26 protein-coding genes and 1 pseudogene are annotated in these 26,792 nt (G+C 41.2%); 15 read left to right on the top strand and 12 right to left on the bottom strand.

Annotated features, from left to right (window positions below; translation table 11 throughout):
* Positions 1-50: 50 nt before the first annotated feature.
* The 4 genes from VB715_RS04990 to VB715_RS04975 form a co-directional block, all read right to left on the bottom strand.
* A complete protein-coding gene (locus tag VB715_RS04990; protein WP_323300087.1) occupies positions 51-752 on the bottom strand; it encodes a phosphate ABC transporter permease in 702 nt (233 codons plus the stop codon).
* 101 nt (positions 753-853) lie between these two features.
* Complete coding sequence (radC, locus tag VB715_RS04985; protein ID WP_323300086.1) at positions 854-1,579, bottom strand: RadC family protein; 726 nt, start codon at positions 1,577-1,579, stop codon at positions 854-856.
* A 119-nt stretch (positions 1,580-1,698) separates the two neighbouring features.
* Positions 1,699-2,691, bottom strand: a complete 993-nt coding sequence (gene bioU / locus VB715_RS04980; RefSeq protein ID WP_323300085.1) for a (S)-8-amino-7-oxononanoate synthase BioU — start codon at positions 2,689-2,691, stop codon at positions 1,699-1,701.
* A gap of 150 nt (positions 2,692-2,841) precedes the next feature.
* Entirely contained in the window at positions 2,842-4,737 is a 1,896-nt protein-coding gene (locus VB715_RS04975) for an NAD(P)H-quinone oxidoreductase subunit F (RefSeq protein WP_323300084.1), read from the bottom strand.
* An 878-nt stretch (positions 4,738-5,615) separates the two neighbouring features.
* Between VB715_RS04975 and VB715_RS04970 the strand changes: the two genes are divergently transcribed.
* From VB715_RS04970 to VB715_RS04915, 12 genes are all read left to right on the top strand, one after another.
* Entirely contained in the window at positions 5,616-5,927 is a 312-nt protein-coding gene (locus VB715_RS04970; protein ID WP_323293061.1) for a carbon dioxide-concentrating mechanism protein CcmK, read from the top strand.
* 60 nt (positions 5,928-5,987) lie between these two features.
* A complete protein-coding gene (locus tag VB715_RS04965; protein ID WP_323300083.1) occupies positions 5,988-6,323 on the top strand; it encodes a BMC domain-containing protein in 336 nt (111 codons plus the stop codon).
* A gap of 19 nt (positions 6,324-6,342) precedes the next feature.
* Positions 6,343-6,642 (top strand): EutN/CcmL family microcompartment protein, encoded by a 300-nt coding sequence (locus VB715_RS04960; protein ID WP_323300082.1) that lies wholly within the window; start codon positions 6,343-6,345, stop codon positions 6,640-6,642.
* Between the two features lie 105 nt (positions 6,643-6,747).
* Positions 6,748-8,730, top strand: coding sequence for a ribulose bisphosphate carboxylase small subunit (locus tag VB715_RS04955; protein ID WP_323300081.1), 1,983 nt, complete (start codon positions 6,748-6,750; stop codon positions 8,728-8,730).
* Positions 8,731-8,785: 55 nt separating this feature from the next.
* Positions 8,786-9,499: a transferase gene (locus VB715_RS04950; RefSeq protein WP_323300080.1), complete on the top strand. Its 714-nt coding sequence runs from the start codon at positions 8,786-8,788 to the stop codon at positions 9,497-9,499.
* Between the two features lie 179 nt (positions 9,500-9,678).
* Positions 9,679-9,933: a Uma2 family endonuclease gene (locus tag VB715_RS04945; RefSeq protein ID WP_323300079.1), complete on the top strand. Its 255-nt coding sequence runs from the start codon at positions 9,679-9,681 to the stop codon at positions 9,931-9,933.
* 398 nt (positions 9,934-10,331) lie between these two features.
* The gene (locus VB715_RS04940; RefSeq protein WP_323293070.1) at positions 10,332-11,750 is read left to right on the top strand and encodes a form I ribulose bisphosphate carboxylase large subunit; all 1,419 of its coding nucleotides are present in this window, start codon (positions 10,332-10,334) and stop codon (positions 11,748-11,750) included.
* Between the two features lie 82 nt (positions 11,751-11,832).
* Positions 11,833-12,228, top strand: a complete 396-nt coding sequence (locus tag VB715_RS04935; RefSeq protein WP_323300078.1) for a chaperonin family protein RbcX — start codon at positions 11,833-11,835, stop codon at positions 12,226-12,228.
* 32 nt (positions 12,229-12,260) lie between these two features.
* Positions 12,261-12,596, top strand: a complete 336-nt coding sequence (locus VB715_RS04930; RefSeq protein ID WP_323300077.1) for a ribulose bisphosphate carboxylase small subunit — start codon at positions 12,261-12,263, stop codon at positions 12,594-12,596.
* 171 nt (positions 12,597-12,767) lie between these two features.
* Complete coding sequence (locus VB715_RS04925; RefSeq protein ID WP_323300076.1) at positions 12,768-13,061, top strand: 2Fe-2S iron-sulfur cluster-binding protein; 294 nt, start codon at positions 12,768-12,770, stop codon at positions 13,059-13,061.
* A gap of 71 nt (positions 13,062-13,132) precedes the next feature.
* Positions 13,133-13,240: a photosystem II reaction center protein PsbM gene (gene psbM / locus VB715_RS04920; protein ID WP_323300075.1), complete on the top strand. Its 108-nt coding sequence runs from the start codon at positions 13,133-13,135 to the stop codon at positions 13,238-13,240.
* 206 nt (positions 13,241-13,446) lie between these two features.
* Positions 13,447-14,940, top strand: coding sequence for a UDP-N-acetylmuramoyl-L-alanyl-D-glutamate--2,6-diaminopimelate ligase (locus tag VB715_RS04915; protein WP_323300074.1), 1,494 nt, complete (start codon positions 13,447-13,449; stop codon positions 14,938-14,940).
* A 150-nt stretch (positions 14,941-15,090) separates the two neighbouring features.
* Here VB715_RS04915 and VB715_RS04910 read toward each other — a convergent pair whose 3' ends face one another.
* A complete protein-coding gene (locus VB715_RS04910) occupies positions 15,091-16,011 on the bottom strand; it encodes a c-type heme family protein (RefSeq protein ID WP_323300073.1) in 921 nt (306 codons plus the stop codon).
* Positions 16,012-16,328: 317 nt separating this feature from the next.
* Between VB715_RS04910 and VB715_RS04905 the strand changes: the two genes are divergently transcribed.
* Positions 16,329-17,174 carry a phosphate/phosphite/phosphonate ABC transporter substrate-binding protein gene (locus VB715_RS04905; protein WP_323300072.1) on the top strand — a complete coding sequence of 282 codons (846 nt, stop codon included), beginning with the start codon at positions 16,329-16,331 and terminating at the stop codon, positions 17,172-17,174.
* Between the two features lie 40 nt (positions 17,175-17,214).
* On the opposite strand, the gene hisD is transcribed toward VB715_RS04905, so the two are convergent.
* On the bottom strand, positions 17,215-18,513 hold the full coding sequence (hisD, locus tag VB715_RS04900; protein ID WP_323300071.1) for a histidinol dehydrogenase: 1,299 nt from the start codon (positions 18,511-18,513) through the stop codon (positions 17,215-17,217).
* Positions 18,514-18,725: 212 nt separating this feature from the next.
* On the opposite strand from hisD, the gene VB715_RS04895 reads away from it, so the two are divergent.
* The gene (locus VB715_RS04895; protein ID WP_323300070.1) at positions 18,726-19,766 is read left to right on the top strand and encodes a hypothetical protein; all 1,041 of its coding nucleotides are present in this window, start codon (positions 18,726-18,728) and stop codon (positions 19,764-19,766) included.
* Here the strand turns inward: VB715_RS04895 and rnc are convergent, their stop codons facing one another.
* From rnc to VB715_RS04870, 5 genes and pseudogenes are all read right to left on the bottom strand, one after another.
* Entirely contained in the window at positions 19,767-20,477 is a 711-nt protein-coding gene (rnc, locus tag VB715_RS04890) for a ribonuclease III (protein ID WP_323300069.1), read from the bottom strand.
* Positions 20,478-20,536: 59 nt separating this feature from the next.
* A pseudogene (dcm, locus tag VB715_RS04885) lies at positions 20,537-21,806 on the bottom strand (DNA (cytosine-5-)-methyltransferase).
* Positions 21,807-21,868: 62 nt separating this feature from the next.
* A complete protein-coding gene (locus tag VB715_RS04880; RefSeq protein WP_323300068.1) occupies positions 21,869-22,114 on the bottom strand; it encodes a hypothetical protein in 246 nt (81 codons plus the stop codon).
* A 188-nt stretch (positions 22,115-22,302) separates the two neighbouring features.
* On the bottom strand, positions 22,303-22,779 hold the full coding sequence (locus VB715_RS04875) for a DUF29 domain-containing protein (RefSeq protein ID WP_323300067.1): 477 nt from the start codon (positions 22,777-22,779) through the stop codon (positions 22,303-22,305).
* 68 nt (positions 22,780-22,847) lie between these two features.
* Positions 22,848-24,317 carry a TldD/PmbA family protein gene (locus tag VB715_RS04870; RefSeq protein WP_323300066.1) on the bottom strand — a complete coding sequence of 490 codons (1,470 nt, stop codon included), beginning with the start codon at positions 24,315-24,317 and terminating at the stop codon, positions 22,848-22,850.
* A gap of 278 nt (positions 24,318-24,595) precedes the next feature.
* Here VB715_RS04870 and VB715_RS04865 point away from each other — a divergent pair, with 278 nt between their 5' ends.
* Positions 24,596-25,198 (top strand): Uma2 family endonuclease, encoded by a 603-nt coding sequence (locus VB715_RS04865; RefSeq protein WP_323300065.1) that lies wholly within the window; start codon positions 24,596-24,598, stop codon positions 25,196-25,198.
* A gap of 131 nt (positions 25,199-25,329) precedes the next feature.
* On the opposite strand, the gene VB715_RS04860 is transcribed toward VB715_RS04865, so the two are convergent.
* On the bottom strand, positions 25,330-26,736 hold the full coding sequence (locus VB715_RS04860; RefSeq protein WP_323300064.1) for a serine/threonine-protein kinase: 1,407 nt from the start codon (positions 26,734-26,736) through the stop codon (positions 25,330-25,332).
* Positions 26,737-26,792: the final 56 nt, after the last annotated feature.

Here is a 26,792-nt window from a genome sequence, read left to right as displayed (position 1 = left end):
GACAGTAATCTTTTTTAGGGCAACTACGGGGACATTCCCAAGACAAAATTTTAACGTCTACGTCGTCGAATTTCACGAGTTTTAACCCCCCTAGTCTGACCATCACGAACATTTCCCCCTAATTCTTCACTCACTTGTAAAAAGACATCTCGACGTAAATAAGGATAATCTCCCACCCATAAATTATGCTGAGGAAGATAAACATCTGTCACCTTATCAATACGGCTCAAATCCGGTTGTTTGGACAAAATTAACATTTCTGCTATTTGTCCTGGTTTAATGACCCTATAAAGACGACGTATGGGGGCTTGTACCGTTGCGCTGAACCCCTTTTGATCCCCCACTTCCACATTAATCCGTCTTTCTCGATTTTCAATTACCACTAATTCGCCCCACTTATTAACCGTCTGTTCTTCTGAGATCAATTCTTCCGTAATAAATACATCTAACACCTCTCCCCGCCAAAAACCACAATAAGGATAACGACGATATTTACCATTACGCACACTCGCCCACAAAACAGGCGACCATAGCCAGTATAGTCCGGCAATAATATCAAAAATTAGTTTAATGGCTTCTGCCCCTGCCCCGGCTAATGTACCCAATAACCAAGTTACCACTAGGACAATTAATGAAATAAATAATCGTCTTAATAAATCGGACAATTTCCCCCAATAAAAAGAATATTGGGCCCCCGTGGCAATGGGGGGAATGATTTTTTCAAACGCTTCACGAGTGAGAGGAACTAGCATTAATCACCAAAATATTAAAGTCGTCATTAAATGTATTATAAGATTTAGACTTCCATCGGAACAGAGACTAGGGAACAATCAGCCATTAAATTACCTTAAGCCTATTGGGGGTAATGCTGCCATAAATCTGTTATATCTCGTAAACTTTGATAATTGCCTTCTCCTAAAATTAAATGATCTAACACAGGAATATTTAAAGAGTCTGCCACTTTTAAAAGTTGTTCTGTTAACTCAATATCTTCTGGAGAAGGATCTAAATTACCGGATGGATGATTGTGAGCTACAATAATGCTAATGGCCCCTTGTTTAAGGGTTTCTCGAAAAATATCTGAGGGAGCAACTAAAGTTTCTGTTGCTGTACCAATCGTAATAACTTTAGTTCCGAGCAGTCGATTTTTCACATCCAGAAAAACCACCGCAAATCGTTCTTGAGTTTGCCACATTAAATCATGACTTAAAGCAGCGACAGCAGCAACAGGATTTTCAATAATAATTTTTTCCATTGGTCTGATTTGAAAGGTTCGTTTTCCTAATTCAACTGCGGCTAAAATGGTGGTTGCTTTGGCGGGTCCAATGCCATTAATAGCCATTAATTCTTGAGGACTAATATCTCTGAGAAGATCCAAGGGATCGCGGCGATGTTGACTTAATTCTTGGAGAATATACTGTCCTAATCCTACCGCAGAAAGTTTTCCTTTGCCTTGTCCTGTTCCTAAGAGAATGGCTAATAATTCAGCCGTTGCTAAATTATGGGCCCCAGAAGATAATAACCGTTCGCGGGGTCTTTCACTCAAGGGAATATCGGCAATTCTCAAACTATAGGTCATAATGTTGTCACAAGGGATTAATACACCTGTTTTTAGATATTTTTCCCTTATAACCTATGTTTTGCTATATGTCAGTGATCTGTTTTAAACTTGTCAGGTGGGCATTGCCCACCCTACTTTTACTTAACAAATTGGGGCATTACTTCTGCTGCGGTAAATAAGCCATAAATTCCCCGATTATGTAACGATAATCCTGCTTTGAGATAACCAAAAGCTGGCCCACAAACGTTGGCCGCCATGCTGGTTTCATCCCCTAAAGTAAAGGTATGGGTTGAAATTTTTCCCTCAAAGGTGCGTCCGGTAATCTGCACATTAGTACTTAAAGGTTTTTTTGGGTTACGGGTATCGACAACCCCACCAACAGTAACGCGATCGCGGGGACAAATTCCTGCCAACTCTAACATGATATCGTCAGCGTGTTCCATATTTTCTAAGGTAAGGATGCCATTAGTTTTGTCTAAAAACGCCTCAACTTCAGCATCACTCATCGCCCTAGCTTTTTCCACATCAAACCCTGGTAAATGAGCAATATCTTCGCGGATAGTGGCACGGTAAGCTTCCCAATTGGCAATACCCACCCCAAAGGTAATCTTAACACGGTGAATCTCGGTATAACTTTGGGCAGCAACGGCCGCCGCAGCAGTTAACAGTCCAGGAGTTGCCCCACAGCCTGTCATGTAGGTGATACCTGCGGCTTGTAACTCGTTTTGTAATTCTAGCAGTTGTTCAACGGCACTGGTACGCTTTAAGGCATCTACTAATACCCCTTTCCACCCAGAGGCAATAAATTGTCTAGCCACATCTGCCATAAACGTATTAGGAAGGTTAGGTAAAGCCAAGAAATAACCATCAACTGAGGCCGTTTCTAATAAATCCTGAATACTATTATTACTGAGGGTTCCATAGGGTTCCAGATAACCAATTGATCCCTGTTGATGATAGGTTGCGATCGCTTGATCTGGGTCTAATCCTGTCTCATCATAAGCATAACCTTTCAGGTCGGCCGCAGCAACCCAAAGCATTTCTTGTTTCGGGGTGAGAACTCTGGTTGCTGCTTGTCCAAGTCCCCCAAACCCTAATATCCCGACTTTCATAGTGTGATGACTACTCATTATTAATATCTTTTCTGACTGATTCTCTCTTTTTATTATCAATCAACAAGGGATTTTCAAAACACTTGTTTTTAGACAGGTGATTCTGAAACTGATGGGGTGAGGAGAAAATTTTGTTCTCACCTCCTCACTCAAAAATTGGCATAATTATTAAGGTAAAAAAGATGACCAAAAACTCGTAATGACTGACCATTGACCACTCAACACAAACCACATCAATAAACTCACACCGATCCAAATGGTCAATACATAGAACTGCGACTGTCCCGAAACATTATATTTAAGAGCATTGCCACTAAAAATTGTCACCAAACTGACTAAATTAACCGCCCCATCGACAATATAGCGATCAAACCAAGCAGTCAAGCGGGCAATTCCTGCCACCCCTGCTACCACAGTCACCTCATAAACCCTGTCTAAATAGAAGTCATAGGCAAATAAATCTTGGAAAAATCGCAGATATCGGTTCGTCAGTCTTTCCCAAACACGACTGACAGGCCGCAAAATACCCACTAAACAGCCAATTAAGCCAGAAACCATCAATAACGGTACTGCCCATTGAACGGCAAAGGAAGTATTTTCTAATAAAGGGGTTGTCGGCGATAACCATAATGGCCAACGAATGGGTGCTAAAGGTGCAATTAAGGTAAAAATTGTTAAAGTTACCATGGGTAACGCCATGGGCCAGGGAATTTCCGGGGCGCGACGGGTTTTCTTTTGCGGGGTTCCTAAAAAGACAGAACGGAAGACACGAGTTAAATTAAAGGCACATAAAGCATTAACAAACATCAATAAGCCTAATAACCAACTAGAAACCTCCCAAGAGCCATCAAACCAGCGTTGCCATGTCCAAAACATCCCCATGGGTAAAAAGGCAACTAAACCCGATGAACCCACCACAAAAGCGGTTGTGGTAGCTGGCATTCGTGACCATAACCCTCCCATCTCAGTGATATTTTGATCGCTGGTGGTGAGAATAATGGCCCCCGCACTCATAAATAGTAAGGCTTTGGCGATCGCATGGGTAAACAGCAATAAAAAGGCAATATCCACATGGCCTAAACCAACCGCAATAAACACCAACCCTAAATAAACACTGGTAGAATGACACAAAGCCCGTTTAATATCAATTTGGGCCATAGCGATCAAAGATGCACCGATGGCCGTTACTGTGCCTAAAATAATTAAAGCATCAGCAGACACCGGAGAGAGGGTAAATACAGGTTGCAGTTTAATTAAAACATAGGCTCCTGCTGATACCACAATGGAATTTCGCATGATACCTGCGGGGTTCGGCCCTTCCATGGCCTCATCTAACCATAAATTTAAGGGAAATTGGGCGCATTTACCCGTTGGCCCGGCAATTAAGGACAATCCTAATAAAGTCGCCGTGAGGGGAGCAACAGGGGAGGTATTAGCCCACGTTTCCAACTGAGAGAAGGTTAAGCCTTCCCCATAACTAGAAAGAGCAACTAACCCCATTAATAAAATGATATCCCCAACCCGCTTGGTTAAAAACGCATCTCTTGCTGCCGTTACCACTAAAGGTTGAGCATACCAAAAACCCACTAATAAATAAGTCGATAGGGTTAAAATTTCTAATAGTCCATAACTGAGTAACAAAGAGTCACTTAAGGCAATTCCCCCTAAAGCCGCTTCAAACACCCCCATTAAGCCATAAAATCGCCCTAAAGACCAATCTTTTTCCATATAGCCCAAGGCATAGATTTGGGCTAAAAGACTAATGGTTGTGACCACTGCTAAGGCCCCTAAACTGACGGGGGATAACTCCACGGTTAAGGATAATTCTAAATCAGCGACGGTCAACCATTGAAAGACTAATTGTTTTGTCTGTCCTTGCCAAATGAGATTAAAGGCAATTGAGCCATGAATAAAGGCAAAAATAGACATTAATAGGTTTAAATAGGCCGCTGGTCTTGGCCCCGTGCGGCGAATAATGCCTAATGACCAGGGTAAGGTTAATAAAGAACCAATTAAACCGTAAAAAGGAATAAACCAACTATTTTGTAGGAGAAAATCACTCATTTAAGTTAAGGGACTGTGAATGGACAATATTAGTTTGAAGCGGATTTTTTATCTAATTCATCTCTTTATCATGTTTAATGATTTTGGTCAATCAGAGAATCGACTTATGTCGATCATCAGATTCGGGTCTGATTTCTGGGAAAAAAAATCAGCCACTTTGCCTGACAACAGTTTATCAGTCATTGCCCCTGATGATTGTCAACTTTGTTGGAGTCGCTGTTACTCAGTTCGCTATTTTGTAGCCATTGCTTTTTTCAAGACTATTATCTCCAAAGTTGAGGGGTCTTTCAAGTATTATTACTTAGAGAATCTCCCCAAACCCTAGATAATGATTTCCCATAAGAGGGATAATAACCCAAAAACGAATCTTGTTTGAGTTCTGGCCCGTCAGTGGGTTTCGCGTTTTCAACAGTCATGATGAAAAAATTATAAAACAGTCTGACCCCTTCTTGGAAAGTCTCAGTCATTGATAGAGTAAGAACTTCAAGAGTCTTCTCCTGAACTATTAACTTTCATTAACCATCAGATTAGAAAATATCATCGTGATTTATATTGTCAAAGGGGCCAAGGTTCCCTATTCTTTATATATGTAGGTTGATAAGTTAGCTACCCCCGTCGGTTTTTTCCGGTGGGACTAGGTTTATGGCAGTCAGTCAAAACTAACAACCCAACCCCATAGACTTAGATCAAGTCTATGCCCTAAGAGCTTGTTGTAAGACAAGGATAGCAGACCGCCGACTGGCAACAAAGGATTGCGCTAGGGAACCCTATAAATAGGGATATTTAGCCTAAACAAGGCTAAAAAATCTCCTAACGAATGGTTAGGAGAAGATCTGTTCGTAAAGTTGTTTAGTTTGGCTCAAGCGAGGGAATACACTATGTCAATTGCTGTTGGAATGATTGAAACCTTGGGTTTTCCTGCCGTTGTTGAGGCAGCAGATGCCATGGTTAAGGCAGCCCGTGTTACCTTAGTCGGGTATGAAAAAATTGGCAGCGGTCGCGTTACCGTCATTGTGCGGGGCGATGTGTCAGAAGTGCAAGCCTCAGTCTCGGCTGGCGTTGATGCTGTCAAACGAGTTAATGGGGGAGAAGTTCTGTCTACCCACATTATTGCTCGTCCCCATGAAAATCTCGAATATGTCCTACCCATTCGCTACACCGAAGCCGTAGAAGCATTCCGGGCCTATTAAGCGTTTTTTGTCTTTAAACGGTCAAATAAATCAGAAAGTATCATCATAGGAGAAAAAATCATGTCAATTGCTGTTGGAATGTTGGAAACCCTGGGTTTTCCTGCCGTGGTTGAAGCTGCTGACGCGATGGTCAAAGCTGCCCGTGTTACCTTAGTTGGGTATGAAAAAATCGGTAGTGGTCGCGTCACCGTGATTGTGCGGGGCGATGTGTCAGAAGTGCAAGCCTCTGTGTCTGCTGGTATTGAGAATGCGGGACGAGTTAATGGGGGACAAGTGTTATCTACCCATATTATTGCCAGACCCCATGAAAACCTCGAATATGTTTTACCCATTCGTTACACCGAAGCTGTAGAACAGTTCCGTGAAAGTGTGAATCCCCCTATGAGACGGGTATAAATAGTCATTAGCAAGCATAATGCAAATTGCCAAAGTTCGAGGCACCGTTGTCAGTACCCACAAAACCCGCAGTTTAACCGGAACAAAGCTCTTGTTGCTCCAATTTATTGATGCTCAAGGGCAACCCCTTCCTAAGTATGAAGTGGCCGGAGATCTGGTTGGTGCAGGGTTTGATGAGTGGGTATTAGTATCAAGAGGGAGTGCTGCTCGCATCGAAAGTGGAATGGAACAACGCCCCATTGATGCGATGGTAGTGGGGATTATTGATACTATCACCGTAGAAAATCGTCAAATTTATAGCAAAAAAGACGATTATTAGACCGGAAGGTAGTCAAAAGTCTTCAGTTAGTCATCATTGCCGACTGATAAGTGACAACTGACAACCAAGAACTGATAACTGATAATTAGGAGGACTTAAATTGTCATGGTAGTCCGCACAGCAGCGGCCCCCCCGACACCTTGGTCAAAAACCCTAGCGGAACCCCGAATTGATGAAAGTGCCTATGTGCATTCTTTTTCTAACCTGATTGGAGACGTTCAAGTGGGTGCTAATGTTTTAATTGCCCCAGGAACATCCATCCGTGCCGACGAAGGAACCCCTTTTTGGATCGGAGAAAGCACCAATATTCAAGATGGTGTGGTCATTCATGGCTTAGAAAAAGGACGGGTTGTGGGGGATGACGGCCAAGAATATTCGGTTTGGATCGGGAAACAGGTCTGTATTACCCACATGGCCTTGATTCACGGGCCAGCCTATATTGGCGATGGCTGTTTTATTGGCTTTCGTTCAACGGTATTTAATGCCAGAGTGGGCCAGGGTTGCATTGTCATGATGCACGCCTTGATTCAAGATGTGGAAATACCCCCAGGAAAATACGTCCCCTCTGGTGCAGTTATCACAAACCAACAACAGGCGGATCGTCTCCCTGATGTAACAGAGGGCGATCGCGCCTTTGCCCACCATGTGGTAGAAATCAACGAAGCATTACGAGTTGGCTATCAATGTGCTGACAATTCAGCCTGTATTATGCCCATTCGTGAGCAGTTGGAAAAGTCTATAAATGACGTTAATCAGATTGATTATAGTAATTCGGTGACAAGTATGAGTTTAAGTCCAGAAATTGTAACCCAAGTCCGTTCCCTATTGTCCCAAGGGTATACCATTGGGGTAGAACACGCCAATCAACGACGTTTCCGTACCAAATCTTGGTTAACAGGTGGAAGTTTTAACGGCCGTGCTGACCAAGTTTTAGGGGAATTAGAAGGGTGTTTACAAGAACATCAGGGAGAATATGTCCGCTTGATCGGGGTTGATACCCACGCGAAAAAGCGTGTCCTAGAAGTGATTGTACAACGGCCTGAAGATACCCCTGGTGAACCCAGTCGCTTGACTACCACCAAAAATACCAGTAATGGCCACAACAAGACTGGCAGTAACGGCAATGGTGGCATGGATAGCGATATTACCTCCCAAGTTCGTGCCTTACTCCATCAAGGCTATAAAGTGGGAACTGAATATGCCAGTCAACGTCGCTTCCGTACCAGTTCTTGGTTAACCGGGCCGGCTATTGAAAGTCAGCGAGAATCTGATGTCATTCGGGAATTACAAACTGTTTTAGCCGAACATGATAACGAGTATGTCCGTTTGATTGGCATTGATTCCAGTGCTAAGCGACGGGTACTCGAAACCGTGATTCATCGTCCAGGAGAAGGGGGCAAAATTCAAAGTAATGGAACCGTTGGCTCTCCCAGAGTGAGCAAAGGCGGCACGTCTCAGTCTAGCAGCCGTGGGTTAAGTGCTGAAGCGATCGCCCAAGTTCGTTCCTTACTTTCTCAAGGGTATAAAATTGGGACAGAACACGCTGATCAGCGTCGTTTTCGTACTAAGTCTTGGCAAAGTTGTTCCCCCATCGATAGTAACCGTGAATCTGAGGTAATTTCTGCCTTAGAGGGCTGTTTAGCGGAACATCAAGGAGAATATGTTCGTTTAATTGGTATTGATAGCCAAGCAAAACGACGAGTCTTACAAACCATTATTCAACGGCCAGGTCAAGCATCCAGTGGTGGTGCTAGTAAAACAACCGCAACCGTTACCCCTGCAACCCGTAGCTATTCGAGCAATGGCAATGGCCATGTTGCTACCAGTAATTTAACGGCTGAAATCGTTACTCAAGTCCGTTCATTACTGTCTCAAGGACATAAAATTGGCACAGAACACGCAGATAAGCGGCGTTTCCGCACTAAGTCTTGGCAAAGTTGTTCTCCCATTGATAGTAACCGTGAATCCGACGTGATTGCAGCATTAGAAGGCTGTTTAGCGGAACATCAAGGGGAATACGTCCGTTTGATTGGTATTGATAGTCAAGCAAAACGGCGTGTCTTAGAAACGATTATCCAACGTCCTTAATGATGTACAGAAGGGGTAAGACAATCTTGCCCCTTCTGACTACTTAGTAATAGTAATGCCCTTACCCCTTATTCATCCACCGACTCAGTTAGATATTTGCGTGATTGGTGACGTTACCATTCATGAGGGTGCAGTTGTGGCACCAGGCACCATCCTGCAAGCTGCGCCTAATAGTCGTATTGTGATACGAGAAGGGGCTTGCATTGGTATGGGAACCCTGATTAATGCTTATCAGGGAGACATTTATATTGAATCTGGTGCTATGTTAGGGGCCGGGGTGTTGGTGGTTGGTCAGGGTAAAATTGGTCAAAATGCCTGTATTGGCTCTTCTGCTACAATTATTAATACTTCGATTGAAGCAGGAACAACCATCGAAGCGGGATCATTAATTGGTGATATGTCTCGCGGGTTTACTTCAGAAAAAGCTGAAACTTCCCAAGAAACAAAATCAGAAAATAATGGTTCTCCTCCTGATAGTAACGGTTCTCTTTCTGATAGTAATGGTTCTCTTCCTAAACCAGAAATAACGGAAGATAAACAACCCGCATTTATAGAAGAAATGGAAGATTTATGGTTAGAAGCAGAGACAACAGTGCCTGAAATGCCAGAAATTCCGACACCACCTAAACCTTCTCCTGAAACTAAAAATGCTCCTGTGGTGGGTCAGATTTATATTAATCAACTTTTATGCACATTGTTTCCTGAACGTCAAGCTTTTAACCGTTTTCAAAACAATTCTTCATCAGATGATTCTACTAAAAACGATTAATTTTTGACTTTGTTGCGATCACCTTATTTTTCATTTTCAAACGCTTCGTAACCCCAAACGCCCATAATGTTACTTTCCTGACTTAAATAGTGATCAAAAGTCGTACTGATGACAAGTTCGGTAGAACCAAAATTGTTAAACTAAAGTTAGCACAATTTGGGGAGTTGAGGACAAATCAGATGACAGTTGTTACAGAAAAACAGATTTATACCCCAGAAGAATATTTAGAATTAAAAGAAGAATCTACCGATAAGCATGAATATCGTGATGGAGAAATTGTACTTATGACTGGGGGAACAACTAATCATAACCGTCTTGTTGTAGATTTTTGTACTTACTTAAATCTTGCTTTAATGGAACAAGAGGGCGAATTGTTTGTCGGAGATGTTCGTTTATGGATTCCTCGTTTATGTATTGATGGGACAAACGATTAATTTAACAGAAACACTAAGCAATAATACTCATCATACTTAGGAAAACAATGTAAATATTTATAAACTTTTTAGGATAAATGATCCAATATCTGATATGGGAGAAAACCGAATGAACTACGATAAATCCGGTATTAGGGAATGATTAGTTAAATTAATCAGACTGTCTACAAATTGTAATAGAAAAATACAAAATTAGCCGTAAAGAGAATGTTAAAACGATCAACCCTCATGGTATGATTAGGACTCGAAAAGCAGATAAGTGAATTAACGGTTAGCAGAGCAGACTTCTTGCAACCGAATAACTTTCTAATATTTTTCTCTATTGCGAGTGAGTTGAGGCTGACTCGCGCGCTGATAAACGAGAAATTAACGATGCCCATTCATGGAGGAATGACTAAATGGCACAAGCTACAGCTAAATCAGGGTTCAAGGCGGGCGTACAAGATTACCGCCTGACCTATTACACCCCCGACTACACCCCCAAAGATACCGACCTTCTGGCGTGCTTCCGCATGACCCCCCAACCGGGTGTTCCTCCTGAAGAAGCAGGTGCAGCAGTAGCAGCAGAATCTTCCACCGGAACCTGGACAACAGTTTGGACAGATAACTTAACCGACTTAGATCGTTATAAAGGTCGTTGTTATGATATCGAACCCGTTGCTAACGAAGATAACCAGTATTTCTGCTTCATTGCTTATCCTTTAGATTTGTTTGAAGAAGGATCTGTCACCAACGTTCTCACCTCTTTAGTCGGTAACGTTTTTGGGTTCAAAGCATTACGGGCATTACGTTTAGAAGATATTCGTTTTCCTGTTGCTTTAATCAAAACCTTCCCTGGCCCTCCCCACGGTATCACCGTTGAACGGGATAAATTAAACAAATATGGTCGTCCCTTATTAGGTTGTACCATTAAGCCCAAACTTGGTCTGTCTGCTAAAAACTACGGACGCGCTGTTTATGAGTGCTTACGGGGTGGTTTAGACTTCACCAAAGACGACGAAAATATTAACTCTCAGCCCTTCATGCGTTGGCGCGATCGCTTCTTGTTTGTACAAGATGCTATCGAAAAAGCTCAAGCAGAAACCAACGAAGTTAAAGGTCACTACCTCAACGTAACCGCCGGAACCTGCGAAGAAATGATGAAGCGGGCCGAGTTCGCCAAAGAAATTGGCACTCCCATCATCATGCACGACTTCTTAACGGGTGGTTTCACAGCCAACACCAGTTTATCGAAGTATTGTCGTGATAATGGCTTATTACTGCACATTCACCGTGCTATGCACGCAGTAATTGACCGTCAGAAAAATCATGGTATTCACTTCCGCGTTTTAGCCAAGTGTTTACGTTTATCTGGTGGTGATCACCTCCACTCTGGAACCGTTGTCGGTAAATTAGAAGGGGAAAAAGGCATCACGATGGGGTTTGTTGACCTCATGCGTGAAGACTACGTTGAAGAAGACCGCGCTCGTGGTATCTTCTTTACCCAAGACTATGCTTCTATGCCTGGAACCATGCCTGTTGCTTCTGGTGGTATCCACGTTTGGCATATGCCCGCCTTAGTAGAAATCTTTGGTGATGACTCCTGCTTACAGTTTGGTGGTGGAACCCTCGGACACCCCTGGGGTAATGCTCCTGGTGCAACCGCTAACCGTGTGGCTCTTGAAGCTTGTATCCAAGCTCGTAACGAAGGTCGTTCCCTCGCTCGTGAAGGTAATGATGTTATTCGTGAAGCTTGTCGCTGGAGTCCTGAATTAGCCGCAGCTTGCGAACTGTGGAAAGAAATTAAATTTGAGTTTGAGGCAATGGATACACTCTAATTTAGGGTTAGTTGTTAGTTTTTAGGGAATATCAAACACGATTAACTAACAACAGTGTCCTAGGAAGGACAGGTAGGTACTCATGTATCCCAAGAAAATTGCTAATGACACAGCAGAGGTTTTGCAAAGTTACCTGACTTATCAAGCGGTTCGCGTTATCATCGACCAATTATCTGAAACTAACCCTAACCAAGCAATTTGGCTAAGGCAATATGTGTCCTCCCATAATATTCAACAGGGAGAACCATTTATTGAAGAGTTAATGACAGAAGATAAGGCGTTAGTCTTGCGAATTCTGAAAGTGCGGGAATATCTAGCATCGGAAGTGCTGGAATTCATTCCCCAGATGGTACGTCATCGCATTAGTCAGGCCAATGTAGAACACCGTCGTCAGCTATTGGAGAGGCTTACCAGTTCTTCCTCTGTCTCCTCATCCTCTCATCCTGAGTCGGAGAGTGATGACTCAAACTGTCTTTAACTGTGATTAACTGAGATAGGAATCAACCAACAATGAAAACATTACCTAAAGAGCGTCGTTACGAAACCCTCTCCTATTTACCCCCTTTAACTGATCAACAAATCGTTAAGCAGATTCAATATTTGTTGGATGAAGGTATGATTCCTGGGGTTGAATTTGAAGAAGCCCCCGAACCCACTACCTACTTCTGGACAATGTGGAAGTTACCTTTATTTAGTGCGTCTTCTCCTCAAGAAGTCTTGGCTGAAGTGCGGGAATGCCGTTCTGAGTATCCTAATGCTTATATTCGTGTGATTGGTTTTGACAACATCAAACAGTGTCAAACTACCAGCTTTATCGTTCATAAGCCTAATACTCGTGCATTCTAAGAAGTTTTAGAAAGCTTCGAGACGAAATTTTACCGCCTACCTACGCTAGTTTTTAGGTAGGCTTTTTTCTATCTTTTTTCTTCAGATATCGATCATTTCGCAAAATATCTTATAATTTCTTAATATTAAGGAAGTAAGTTTAGTTTAACACTGACAGTGACAGGAGGGCAGATGACGATTAATTTTGTCAAAGAGAATAAAGAGGTAGTATTTGCACAGGGTTCCAACCTACGGGAAAAAGCTCTGCAAAATAAAGTCGATATCTATACCTTTAAAGGCAAATTGACCAACTGCGGGGGTTATGGACAGTGTGGTACTTGTATTGTTGAAATTGTAGAAGGGATGGAAAATCTATCGCCTCGTACCGACTTTGAACAGCGTGTCCTCAAGAAAAAGCCCGATAGCTATCGTTTAGCCTGTCAAACCATCGTTAATGGCCCGGTGACAGTGAAAACTAAACCCTAACTAGAATTGGCCTTTGTAATGATATTCTAAGAGTTGTTGTTTTTATTTGATGACGAAGAGGAAGAAAATCCATGCAAGTTAACGATCTTGGTTTTATTGCTAGTATCCTTTTTGTGCTAGTTCCTACCGTGTTTCTGCTGATTTTATTCATTCAAACTCGCAAAGAAACCGAATCTTAAGTAATTTTTTACTAATGCTTAATCTTGGAAAATGGAGTAACTAGAAATATCTAGTTTACTCCATTTTTTTGAGAATTATGAGGGACTTCCATCAACGAACAAAAATTAGGCTAAGCTCCCCATAATCAACGGTAGTTTGTACAATATGAGGAACCTAGAAGAATGTTTAATAATCTATTCCTAAAAACCCTCTGCCAACAATAATTATGATGAAACTCCGTGAATTATTAACTAAAGTTCCCACCCTTGGGCAAATTCCTGACCATGCAGCCTTAGAACGGGAGATTAAAGGGATTTCTACCAATTCCCACGCTTGTCAACTGGGAGACTTATTTATCGGAATGCCAGGAACCCGTGTAGATGGGGGTGAATTTTGGCAAAGTGCCATAGAAGTTGGAGCAGTGGCCGCCATTATTAGTCCCCAAGCCGCCGCGAAATTTCCCCCAAACCCTAATGATTGTGTCATCATTGCCGAAGATTTGACCACCGTAGCGGCTGATTTGGCAGCTGCATTCTATAATTATCCCGCCCAACAATTAAACATGATTGGAGTAACAGGAACCAATGGCAAAACAACTATTACCCATTTAATTGAATATTTCCTGGCTCAATGTCAATATCCGACGGCGTTATTAGGGACTTTATATACCCGTTGGCCAGGGTTTCAACAAACGGCAGTTCACACTACACCCTTTGCGACAGAATTACAAGAACAACTGGCCCAAGCAGTCGCCGCTAAGAATCAATATTGTGTCATGGAAGTGAGTTCCCATGCCTTGGCCCAAGGGCGGGTTAAAAAGTGTCCTTTTGCTGTCAGCGTGTTTACCAATTTGACTCAAGATCACTTAGATTTTCATAAAAATATGGAAGATTATTTTGGGGCAAAACAGTTATTATTTACCCCTGAATATTTACAGGGACGGGCAATTATTAATTTAGATGATTCCTATGGAAAACGACTCATTGAAACTTTAGATTCAGAGTCAGTTTGGAGTTATAGTGTCAATGATACAAAGGCTGATTTTTATACCAGCGATCTCAATTATCAAGCAACGGGAGTAGGGGGAACATTACACACCCCAAAAGGCAGCATAGCCTTTAATTCTCCCTTGGTGGGACAATTTAACTTATCCAATCTATTGGCCGCCGTGGCTACTGTCTTAAATTTTGGGCTAGATTTAAAGACAATTATCGAAAAATTGCCCCAGTTTTTAGGGGTTCCCGGACGGATGGAACGGATACAAATTAGTGAGAAACAAGATATTAGTGTGATTGTTGATTATGCCCATACCCCTGATAGTTTAGAAAATTTACTTAAGGCTGCTCGTCCTTTTATTAGGGGTAAAATAATCTGTGTCTTTGGTTGTGGTGGTGATCGTGACCGTACTAAACGCCCTTTAATGGGGAAAATATCTGCCGAATTAGCAGATATTTCGGTAGTAACATCTGATAACCCTCGCACGGAAGATCCCCAAGTAATTTTAGCGGATATCTTAACAGGAATTACTCAATCAGCAGAGCCGTTAGTTATTAGCGATCGCGCGGAGGCAATTGATACCGCTATTCAACAAGCGAAACCAGGAGATGGGGTTTTAATTGCCGGAAAAGGTCATGAAGATTATCAAATTTTAGGCACTGAAAAGATTCATTTTGATGATCGTGAAGAAGCGAGAAAAGCCTTGGAATTACGATTAGGATAGTTAATATAAGTGGTGAACAGTGGATACTATAGCAATTCCTATTTCAGTTGTGAGAAAATATCTCAGGATAGGTTTTAGGGAGTCTTACCAATCATTTAGGATTGCTATAGATAGAGATTGTTTATCTATTTACTATTCTCTAGTTTCCTGTTATTCTGCCTCGGAATTTAACATATCCATCGCAATTTCTAAACTGACTTTCATCCGGTTCAGAGAAGCGGCTAACATTCCCATTTCATCATCAAACGGGTGTTCAAATTCTTGGCTCAAATCTCCTGTACTAATTCTTTGGGCTAACTGAGCCATTTTCTTCAATGGCGTGGTGACAGTAAACTTCAGAAAGAAGTTGATTAAGATAATAGCAAACAACAAACAAACGACAAGAATACTCGTGACAGAAATCTGAAGTTTTTTGGCAGTTTCTAAGATCTTATTAGCGGGAACTAAAATCATTTGTATGCCGACAACTTCATGGAGTTTCCAGCCAAACCCATTATCTTTGCCATAGGTGACTAGCAAGCTTTTTGGGGCAACATCTGGGGTACTATGACAGCGCAAACAGCTTTCTTTAGAAACATTAATTGGCCGAGCAATATAAAAAATATCGCCACTATTAAATGACCGGAAACCTGAAGTTTGTTTTAAGTTAGAATCCTTGCGAAATGTTTCGACAATTTCAGTTTCAAATTGATCGGCTTTGTCTCTTAAATTCGTTGGGTTTAAGGTCGCTTCCTTGTAGAAGAAATCTTTATAACCCCCTTGTTCTCTAAAATATTCAAACACTTCACGGGCTGAATAGGCTGGCACAGTTTGGGGTAAAAATTGATTATCCGTCTCTAATCGAGAAGCTAATTCAGGATTAACTTTTGTGCTAGTATAATTACGGACAGCACTCATGGTTTCCATTAACACTAAAGCTTTGTCTGTGACCACTTTTTCAGCATTATGGGAGAGAATCAACGATAAAAATCCCCCACTGAGCAAGACAATGATAACCGAGATGGCTATCAGCAAAATATTAAGTTTTGTCGCAATCTTAAGATTTTTTAACAGTTGATTATCTTTGAGCATTGTTTCATTCCTGAAAAGCCATGAAGGAATCCTTGAAAACACTAAGAGTTAAGACTTTAGCTACTAAAAATTGTAAACTAAGATGAGAACAGCTAGTTTAAAGTTTGTTTACAATCAGTTAACATGAAAAGCCATCTCCCTCAAAAAAATGGGTAAGAGAGAAGTAATCATGATGACATTAGTAGTTGCTAGGGTCATAATCTAGTATGCCCGTAGATCCCTGAGAAGTTTACTTCCCTAATCAACAAAATTTAATAAAGCTGATGAATTGTAAAAAATCGATGATTTTGTCCGTTGGCTCTTAAAAATAATTATTCATGATGTTATCCCGCACTTTATTACTGATTTCGGTTCTGATTACCCTGTTTGGCTGTCAATCAAGACAACCGTTTCCAGAGCGCATTACCCTAGGGGTAGTGAGTTTTGGTGACAGTGAAAAACTAGAGAAAAATTATGGAGAACTCAAAACGTATTTAGAGAATGAACTCAATAGCATTATTGAGTTAGAACCTACCTACAATGAGCGTCAAGCGATTAATCAGATTAACGACAACGCCTGGGAGATCGTTGTTGCTTCTCCCGGTCTAGCAGCGGTCGCCGTATCCAAGGGAAATTATCTCCCCATTTTACCCTTAGAAGGGGGATTAAACAGCCGTTCGGTCTTTGTTGTCCGCCAAGACAGTCCCATCAAAAGTTTAAAGCAATTAAATGGGAAAGCTGTGGCCTTAGGACAACCAGGCTCAGCGACAGGATATTATTTTGCCTTGTATAATCTCTATGGACTAACCCTGTCAGAAGTTCGATTAGCCTCCACCCCCAAACAAGCATTAGAATGGGTGGCCAGTGGGGAAATGACCGCCGCCGCCATGTCTTTAGAGCAATATAATACCTATCGGGCGCAAGTCTCTCAAAAGGGCTTTCGGATATTGTTTCAAGACCAGCACCAGGTTCCCAATGGAGCCATCTTAGTTTCGGAAAAACTGTCTCAAATTGAGCAAGAAGCCTTATATCGAGCTTTAAGCAACGCTCCTCCTATGATTCCTTCTTCAGCAGGCTATGTGGCCAATGGCCCTATTCCCGATTATCAATATTTGATGGGAATTATTAAACAAATAACTCCCATCACCTCAAATCTACAAAAAAAACCGACCCACTTATATTGAGACATCCCCGTAGTGAGGGCGTGAAGAGAAAAATTGCCGATCACCCCTCATCAGTTTCCCCTTGTAACCGAAGTCGAATTGCTTCAGCACTAGCCGGAAAGCCCTCAGCTAAAGCTAAAAGTTCTAAAGTGCGGGCCATTTTTTTCAGTGCCAGAGGGGAATATTGAATTAAATTAGATGGCTTTAAAAACGTATCCACCCCCACTGTGGTAGCATAACGAATCAATCCAGCCGGGGGTAAAATCACCCCAGAACTTCCCAAATAATCACCAAGGGCTTTCGGGGTAGTTGCCCCCATCAAAACAGTGCCAACGGCGCGAATTTGTTCGACAAAATCCCAAGGTTCAGCCATGGCTAAGATCAGAGATTGAGGGGCAAACTGATTCGTAATGGCGATCGCCTGTCCGATAGAATCCACCACCCCAATTAACCCATAGTGAGCGATCGCCTTGGACGCAAGAATCCCATGGGCATTATCTTGTAACTGTTCCTGAACCTTTTGTTGAACCATTTGGGCCAGGGGTAGATCAGGGGTGAGGAGGATCACGGCTGTACTAGGATCTTGTTCTACCTGAGCCAACAAATCCGCCGCAATTTGGCTGGGATTGGCCTTGCGATCGGCAATAATGAATAACTCTGAGGCATCCAGGGGCCGATCAAGGGCTACAGTGCCATAGACCATTTTTTTGGCCAAGGTGACATCCAAACCACCCGTTCCCGTAATCACCTCAACTTTTGGTAGGGTTGGGGTGCCATAGGCCAAAGCCCCGATCGCGGCGGCCCCTCCTAGGCGATAAATTTCATTAATCCCTGTAATCTGAGCCGCGACTAAAATATCAGGATGAATTTTTCCCTGAGCATCTGGGGGAGTCACCAAAACAATCTGAGGCACTTGAGCCACTTTAGCAGGAATCCCTTGCATTAGTACCCGACTGAGGCGAGAAGCTTGATCCCCTGCGACATAAAGCCCGGCCCGTTTAACGGGAGTGTAGCGTCGGCCGAGGACGACATCATCCTCCTCAAATTTTACCCAAGATTTAGGAAGTTGTTGGCGATGAAACTGCTCTAATTGTTGACCCACAAGGGAAATGGCATCCAGTAACTCTTTGGGGATCTGTTGATAAGCTGCATCTAACTCCGAACCACTAACCCGTAACTGTTTTGGGTTCAATGGTCGCTGCCATGGGTCAAGTAGACCTAAATCGCCGTGATGTTTAATTCTTTCAAGAATTTCTCCCACAGCAATTTCTTTGCCCTGAATCTCATCGCTGTAAGGGCGATCGCGGATTCTTTCTAGTTCCGTTTGTACCTCAGCTAACTGGGTGATAATTCGCAGCATGGAGTTAAAATACCCCTCTTGGCTACTACCAACTATGAGTCTAGTCGCTCACTTATCTAGCTTAGCTTGGATTTCTCTTAGGTTGGGATTCCTGTTCAGACATAAGTGAGATTTTGTGAGTTTTGCTGATCCTAAGAAAGTCAAAGTTGGGGGCCACGATTGAAAAATCTAGGATAGACTTAAAAGAGCAAGACCAGACCTTTGTCCGTCCTATGAGTCAGCCTAAACCATCTTCCTCTTCATTTCGTTATTTTGTCGCGGGACTTAAGCCCCTAGGCCGTGTTAATGTATGGGTTCCCCTCGGTATTGTTGCCTTGGTTGCTTTAAGTTTATGGCAATATTCCCGTCACCCAGAATGGTTAATTGATAATGCCTCTGATAACTTCGGGGAAACAGGCGATGAGGTCGGCAATAACCTGGATATTGGGGTGAACCTGCAAAACCTCCCGGCAACAACTGATCAGATCCCTCTTAATCCTAATTCCCTGAATGCCGATACCCCTCAACCTCCTGGGGAATTGCCCTTAAATAACCCATTAGGTGTTCCTAACCTTCAGAATTCCTTGCTCCCCAATGGGTCAGTTGATCCCCTCAACCCACAACCCTCCGCTCAAACCGCCCCAGAGAATTCCCAGAGGAAACAGTCACCGCAATTTCAACCTCTGATTCCTAATTTTAAGGATCTCGGCTCTTTGTTTCCTTCCATGTCTCCTTCAAAAAGTTCGAGTCAACCGATCAAACTTCCCGACCTCGAACCCCTTAAGATCGGTACGAATCAAGATAATCCCTTGAAGAATGCCTTGGACGATGTCTTTTCTCAAGAATCTCCCGCCTTAGAGTCAAATCCATCTCCTGGCTCCGTTGGTGAGTCTATCCCGACCTTACCGAGACAACCACAACGAACCTTTCAAACTCCCTCAAACGTCAGAAGATCAAGCCCTACCCCTGCACCCCAACCCTACACCAATTCTCCGGCACCCTCTTATAATTCCCCCTACTCTAACCCTCAGAGTCAACCTTATCAGTCACCCTACAATAACCCTTACTCCTCTTCCCCCCCACAACCCTACAGCAACCCCTACGGCAATGGCATGGCACCGGCCCCAATTCCTGCCTATCCTCAACCTTCCCAGTCTGGCAATGGCTACAATCAGCCTAATTACCCAGTCCAACCCTATCAAGCCCCTCAACAAAATCAGTACGGAATGCAGGCCCCTCAAGTTGATGAGTATGAGGGCAGTTATTCCTACTAATTATTGATGCACGACGGCAAAAAAGGCTTCTTTAGCGGCCGCTTGCTCTGCTAATTTTTTGGAACGGCCCTGACCTGTGCCTAATTTACGGTCTTTTAGCCAAACTTCGGCCAGAAAGCGTGCCTCCATGTCACCGCTCAAGGGTTGTTCTGTGACCCGATAGTCTGGCAGCATTTTGTATTGGGCTTGTGTCCATTCCTGTAGGGCATCTTTATAGTTTTGCAGGGCGGGATCTTGACGAATTTCAACCGCTTTGGCAATTAAAAGGGGGTCTAACCAAGGACGCACCAAATTCATGGTGTGGGTGCTTAAATAAAGCGCGCCTAATACTCCTTCAAAGGCATCTGCTAACCAAGATACACGGCCAATTTTATCCTGGGCCGCACTTTCTGAGATGAGGAGATAGCGATCTAACCCGTAACTCTCTGCAAACTCCGCTAAGGCGCGATCGCTGACCAACATGGAACGAATGGCGGCAAATTCTCCAACCAGTGCGTTAGGATAGTTTTCTAATAGTACCTCAGCCGCAACTAATCTGACCACGGAATCCCCGACAAATTCTAGTTGTTGATAATTTTTATCTCTGGAAATTGTGGGATGAGTTAAGGCTAAATCGAGTAATTCCCAGTCGACTGAAATGGTATCAGATAAACCGAGTTTTTGGATGAAATTTCGTAGTTGTTTGTCTCGTCGAGGGTCTAAGAAAGCCATTATTTAGATCGGAAGTTGTCAAGGATAATAATCTCTATTAATATCATATCCTAATGATACTAAAGATTTAATCCAGGAATTGATAATTGTTTAACTTGATTTTTGGGGCTTTTAATGCTTTCTATAATTGTCTTTTTATCTAGTTTCTCGGTTAGCATTTTAATAAGACATCTTCCTACATGATAAGCCATATTCACAGGAACAGCATTACCAATTTGTCGATATTGTGAGGTTATAGAACCGCTAAATTGCCAGTTATCAGGAAAGGTTTGAACTCTTGCATATTCTCTAATAGTTAGGGGTCTAGTTTGGTCAGGATGACATCTTTCTGTTTGGGTTTGTGCGGGACTACAAGTAATAGTTAAACAAGGTTCATCCCAGGATAAACGTTTGGCAAACCCTGTTCTTCCTCCTTCTTTATAAAAGCTATTTTTCATGTATGCTTTTTGAATTTCTAGGGGTAAACTTTTCCAGTTTCCACCGGGGGGGGACTAATTCCATGATGGATTTTTTACGAGAATTATATTCAACACCTAGGGAGTTTGGACAGTCTTTTAAGGCTTCTCTTAAAGCAATAGTATAATTCTTGTTTTTAGGAAAAATCGGAATAAGATTTAAGTCTTGACGACAAGCAATAATAATTAGTCTATCCCGCTTTTGGGGAACATCTAAAAATTGTGCGCTGACAATTTCATAGTAGGGATTATATCCTAATTTTTGTAAGCATTCTAAGATAATTGAGAGGGTTTTTCCTTTTTCATGACTCAGTAAACCTCTCACATTTTCTGCGATCGCCATTTTGGGTTTGACTTCTGACAAACAACGGGCAAATTCAAAAAACAAGGTTCCTCTTGTATCTTCAAATCCTTTTCCTTTTCCTGCATAACTAAAGGCTTGACAAGGAAAACCACCCGATACAATATCTATTTTACCATAATAGGGTCTAAAGTCTATCTTGCTAATATCTTCTTGTATTATTTGCCAATTAGGACGATTTATTTGTAAGGTATCAACGCAATCTTTGGATACTTCTACCAATAATTCGTGATTGAGTCCTGCATTTTCTAAACCTAGTGCCATTCCTCCACAACCCGCAAATAATTCAATGGTCTTTAAGTCAGTTTTTTTTGAAGATTTTAAAATTCCAAACCCGACTTCTTGGGATTTGCCCATTAAATTATTATGAACTAATTTAATGAGTTCTAAGTCAAAAAATCGAGTATTATTATTATTTTTTCCTTGAATTAGTTTTTTCTTTTCCCAAGTCCGAAGTGAATTAGGAGAAATCCCTAAAATTTCTGAAGCTTGTTCTAGGGTGACTTTTTTCATTAGCTTATTTTATATAACTTTTTCTCTGTTTTAATTATACTTTAGATTCTCATTAAAATCAACTATACATTTCTGCTTAAGTTGGCAATTTCTTCAAATTTATGTCCCAATTTTTCTGATATAAATCGAGTATATATATTCGATAAATACAAGTTCTCACTTTTAGAAAACTCAAATATGTTTTTAAATCTTTTCCTTTCTTCTGTACTTACTTTCCTAAACTTTTGTTTTTCTTTGCCTAAAGTTTCTAAGACTTCTTTTTTAAACTTAAATAAGATCTGATCGATTTTACCATTTATATCTGACATAGATAGAGACTGATAATTTATCTTAAAATGATCTTCGAGAAACTCATCTATTATTCTACAAGTTTGATAAATTTCCGTTAAGTCTTTAGGAATATATTCAGGTATTCGTATATTATTTTTTCTTTCTAATATTTCTGTACTAACTCTTCTTTGTTATCATAATAATCATAGAGTCTATTCATACATTTTTAGGTAATACTTCTTAAAGACAATGATGGCAGCCATTCCTGACTAAGTAGCTGATCAAGAGAGTAGGGACATTCTAAAGGAAATTTTACTGTATTTTGGGTCTTGATTTTCACAAAACCTAACGCATCTTCATAAATTTCATTTAATTCTGATTCTAAATAATTATGCAAATTTGTGGTCAGTTTTCGTCTTAATTGAACTCTAAATGTGTAAATTTCTCCTTGCCAATGAACTAAATTATATTCTCTTTCTTCTGTCCAATATTGCAGTAATAATAAATGACGAATCACCTGTTCCAATAAACTAGCAACAGCATTTTTCTTTTCTTTTCCCAAGTCCTCTAACTCCTCTATTAAATTTTCTAAATCTAACTTATTAAATTGCTTGTTTTTGAGTAACTTAACCGTTTCTTCAAGCCATTGAAAATCATCAAAATCGTAGAGTTGTTTTAAATTTGTAACCGTATAATTTATCATTTAACTTAATATTAAACTCAAAAGTGCCATAGGGACAATTCATGAATTGTCCCTACAAATTGTGGATATTATCGACCGCCAACGGTGATTTTATCTACTTTTAAATGAGGCTGACCAACAGTAACATAAATGCTACCACTGACAGATCCACAGAACCCTGGAGCAAGTCCTAAATCTTGGGAACACATAGATATTTCATTCATAATATCTTTAGCAGTTCCGATTAAAGTTGCTCCTTTTAAGGGTTTAGTTACCTGGCCATTTTCAATCAAATAAGCTTCAGAAACAGAGAAATTAAATTCACCCGTTGCACCAACACTTCCCCCTCCCATTTGTTTACAATAAATACCCTTATCTACCGAAGAAAAGATATCATCAATAGAATAATTTCCAGGGGCAATATAAGTATTTCGCATCCGAGAAGCCGCAGCATAGGCATAACTTTGACGACGACCGCTACCCGTGCGAGGATGACCTGTACGCAGCGATCCGGTGCGATCTGCTAAAAAGTTCTTGAGGATGCCGTTTTCAATTAATAGGGTGCGTTGAGTGGGCATTCCTTCATCATCCATATCCACTGTACCAAAGGCTTTATCAGAACGCCCTTCATCCCAAGCGGTTAAATTTTCATGGGCAATTTTTTCGCCTTTTTTCTCCATAAAAGGCGTCGTTTTATGTTCAATTTGTGTTGTTTCTAAGAGATGTCCACAAGCTTCGTGAAAAATTACCCCACCAAATTCATTGGCCATAACAATAGGATAATTTCCTGACTCGACAAAATCAGCATAAAGCATTTTTCCGGCTGATTCTGCGACACTTTCTGCGGCGGTTTCATAGTCCCATTGTCGCAAGAAATAAGGATCACTGGTATCCCCAAACCGTTTACTCATGGAAGCGCGGTGAGTTCCATCTGCACAGAATAAGGAATAACCAACTGATTGAGTAAGACGGATATCTCTGGCAAAGGTGCCATCACTTGCAGCGACTAAAATTTCTTGCCAGTCTCGAAAATACATGGCACGACGGGACTGAATATGAGAGGCTTTTTGCGCTAATTTATGGTTAGCATCTAATAAAACTTTGCCTGTTTCTTCGATGGAACTACAGTTCGGCAACCAAAGTTCTTTATCTTTCGTGGCAGCATAATCTCGTAATAATTCTAAGTTGATTTCTGGGATATAAGCATTAGGAGATGGTAAGCTTAAACCTAATATTGATAACCCTTTTTCTAGGGCGGTTTTTAACCCGATAAAAGAGACATCATTGGTACTTACATAACAGTCTGCTTTGCCTTTAAATATTCGGATTCCTGCCCCAGTAGAAAGACGGGGAGAAATGCTAGTAATGGCATCTTCTTCGGCTAAAGAACTGATATAATTAACCCGTTCTAGGAAGATTTCTAAAAAATCTGCCCCCGCAGCCCTTCCTAATCCTAATAAGGTTGATAGGGGTTCTTGCCAGCTATTGTCAAAGCGATCGCGGCTAGATTGATAGGTTAATTGAGGAAGTTCTTTAGATATTAACAGGGTGGGTGACATAGATGGTTTCCTTAGTTGGGTTTTGACAATAAACTCTGGGGGTTTTATTGTTTTTTTGAGTCATTAAAGTCTAATTATAACAAACCCGTAGAGGTTTAACACTGTTAAACCCAAACCCCTTAATATTTAAAATGTCGCAGTTTTTGAGTTCATTGTCAAACTTATCAAAGATGGATTGATTAGAAGTTTTTTAGAATAGCTTATAATAGAATTGAAGGGTGATGGGTTCAGAATGATATTAAGTTATTAATAAATTCAATTCTTGGGTAGAGGTAAAAATGACGACATTACTTGTACAAGCGACTCCGGCTTCTATGATGATTGATATTCCTTGGATTATGCCGATGACGGAGGAGCAATTTTATGAATTTTGTTTAGCGAATCGAGATTTACGTATTGAACGTAATTCGAGTGGAGAAGTAATCGTTATGGCTCCTGCTTTTTCGGATACGGGTAATCGGAATTTTAATATTGCTGCCCAACTTTGGAACTGGTCAGAACTCGATGGGACAGGGCTTGGGTTTGATTCTAGTGCGGGCTTTACTCTGCCCAATGGTGCAACTCGTTCTCCCGATGCTGCTTGGATTAAATTGGAACGCTGGAATGCTTTAACAGAAAAACAGAAAGCGTCTTTTGCCCCTATTTGTCCCGATTTTGTTATTGAATTACGTTCTGCCAGTGATACAGTGTCCAGTTTGCAGAAAAAGATGGAGGAATATATTGCTAATGGTACTTTATTGGGCTGGTTAATTGATCGCCAAAACCGCACAGTGTATATCTATCGTCCTAATCAAGAATCAGAAATTTTGAACGATCCCCAAACTGTGAGCGGTGAGCCTGAATTGTTAGGGTTTGAGTTGGTGATGGCTAAGATCTGGTAAACAGTAGCCTCTGCATCCTGTTTAGCTGTTCCCAAGGCAGGAATACCGAAAACCCGCAACCCGCATGATTTCGAGCAAAAATACTGATTAATAATTCTTAAAAATTTTCTACAAGCCTGATATGTTACAGTTTACAAGTCTCGACGCGAGAGAAGAGACCACAATCCGCAGTATTCCATCCGCATCCATCCCATCCCAAAGACACACCAACAACATCTGAGGTATACAGGGAGGTGTCCCACACCACCTGATGTATTAAATGTAATATCTTTGTAAGATAACCAACTACCTCCTTTACGCCATCCGACCTGATCGCCGAAAGCTTGCCAGACCTTCTGATTATAATATCTTGTGCCTCCTAAACGTTGGTAAATTTCCTTTTGGACACTAAAGCCAAATTTACCCTCACTATAGTCTAACCAAAGCTGATTTATGGTGCGTAAATCGGTGCAGGGGAAGTTATCTATATCGTCCTCTCTTAACCATCCATTCTCGCTGGGGTTTGCTGCTTGAAGCATTACCTTAGCTGTTTCTTTGTCTGCTTCTTGCCATTTTCCTGCTTTTAAGAAGTCCCTTAATCTACCATAATCTACATTTCTATCTGATGATAAATCCTCCCTTTTTTGTTGGGGTGTGGGGACATTATTAACAGGTGTAGAGACGTTATATATAACGTCTCTACGGGGTTTTTGTACAGGTTTATCCCCCCTTTGTCCCCCCTTATTAATGGGGGATAATAATGATAAAAATTCTTGAATAGTTTGTGGACGGTTTGCGGGTTTTAATTCCATCCCTTTTAGGATAGCATTATTAACGCGATCGCTAATTTTATTATTAAACTGTTGAGGAGGAGGTAAAGCAGCATAACTGCGATACTGTGCGGGAATAGGAACCTGATCAGTTAAGATATTATACAAGGTAGCAGCTAAGGCATAAACATCTGTATAAGTGTCCCTTTTTGCCTTTTCTTCGTATTGTTCAGGAGGTGCATAGCCTTCCGTTAAATAACCAGTATGGGTACGGGTTTCACCTGCGGTAAACTCTCTTGCTATACCAAAATCAATTAACTTTGCTTCTAAAGTATTAGGAGGTAATAAAATATTATGGGGTTTAATATCTCGATGTAAAAAACCTTGAGAATGAACATAAATTAAAGCTTCTCCGATTTTTTGAATAATAGTTAAACCATCATTTTCTTTTAAGATACCTTTTTGTTGTAAATAGACAGATAAATCATAACCTTTGATATATTCCATGACCATATACCAAAGTCCATCTTCATTAAAAACATTATGAACGGTAACAACATGAGGATGACTACATTTAGCTAATAAAAATGCTTCTTTAATAAACTGATTTTGTAAATCACTAAAATTAGGTTTACCTTGTACGGTAGCATTTAAAGTTTTGATAGCGAGTTGAGTTCCTGATAGGTTTTCTATTGCGAGATAAGTAATACCAAAACCACCAGCACCTAAGATACTATTGATAGTGTAACGTCCATTTTGGAGAGTTTCGCCAGGGTTGAGATGTCTCATTAACACGGCAGCTATGGGTTAAAATTTATGGATTTTTCGATTATACAATACAACGG

Source organism: Crocosphaera sp. UHCC 0190 (assembly GCF_034932065.1).
Classification (GTDB): domain Bacteria; phylum Cyanobacteriota; class Cyanobacteriia; order Cyanobacteriales; family Microcystaceae; genus UHCC-0190.
The sequence above is the reverse complement of the archived record's forward strand: the minus strand, read 5'-3'. Positions and strand labels throughout refer to the sequence as shown.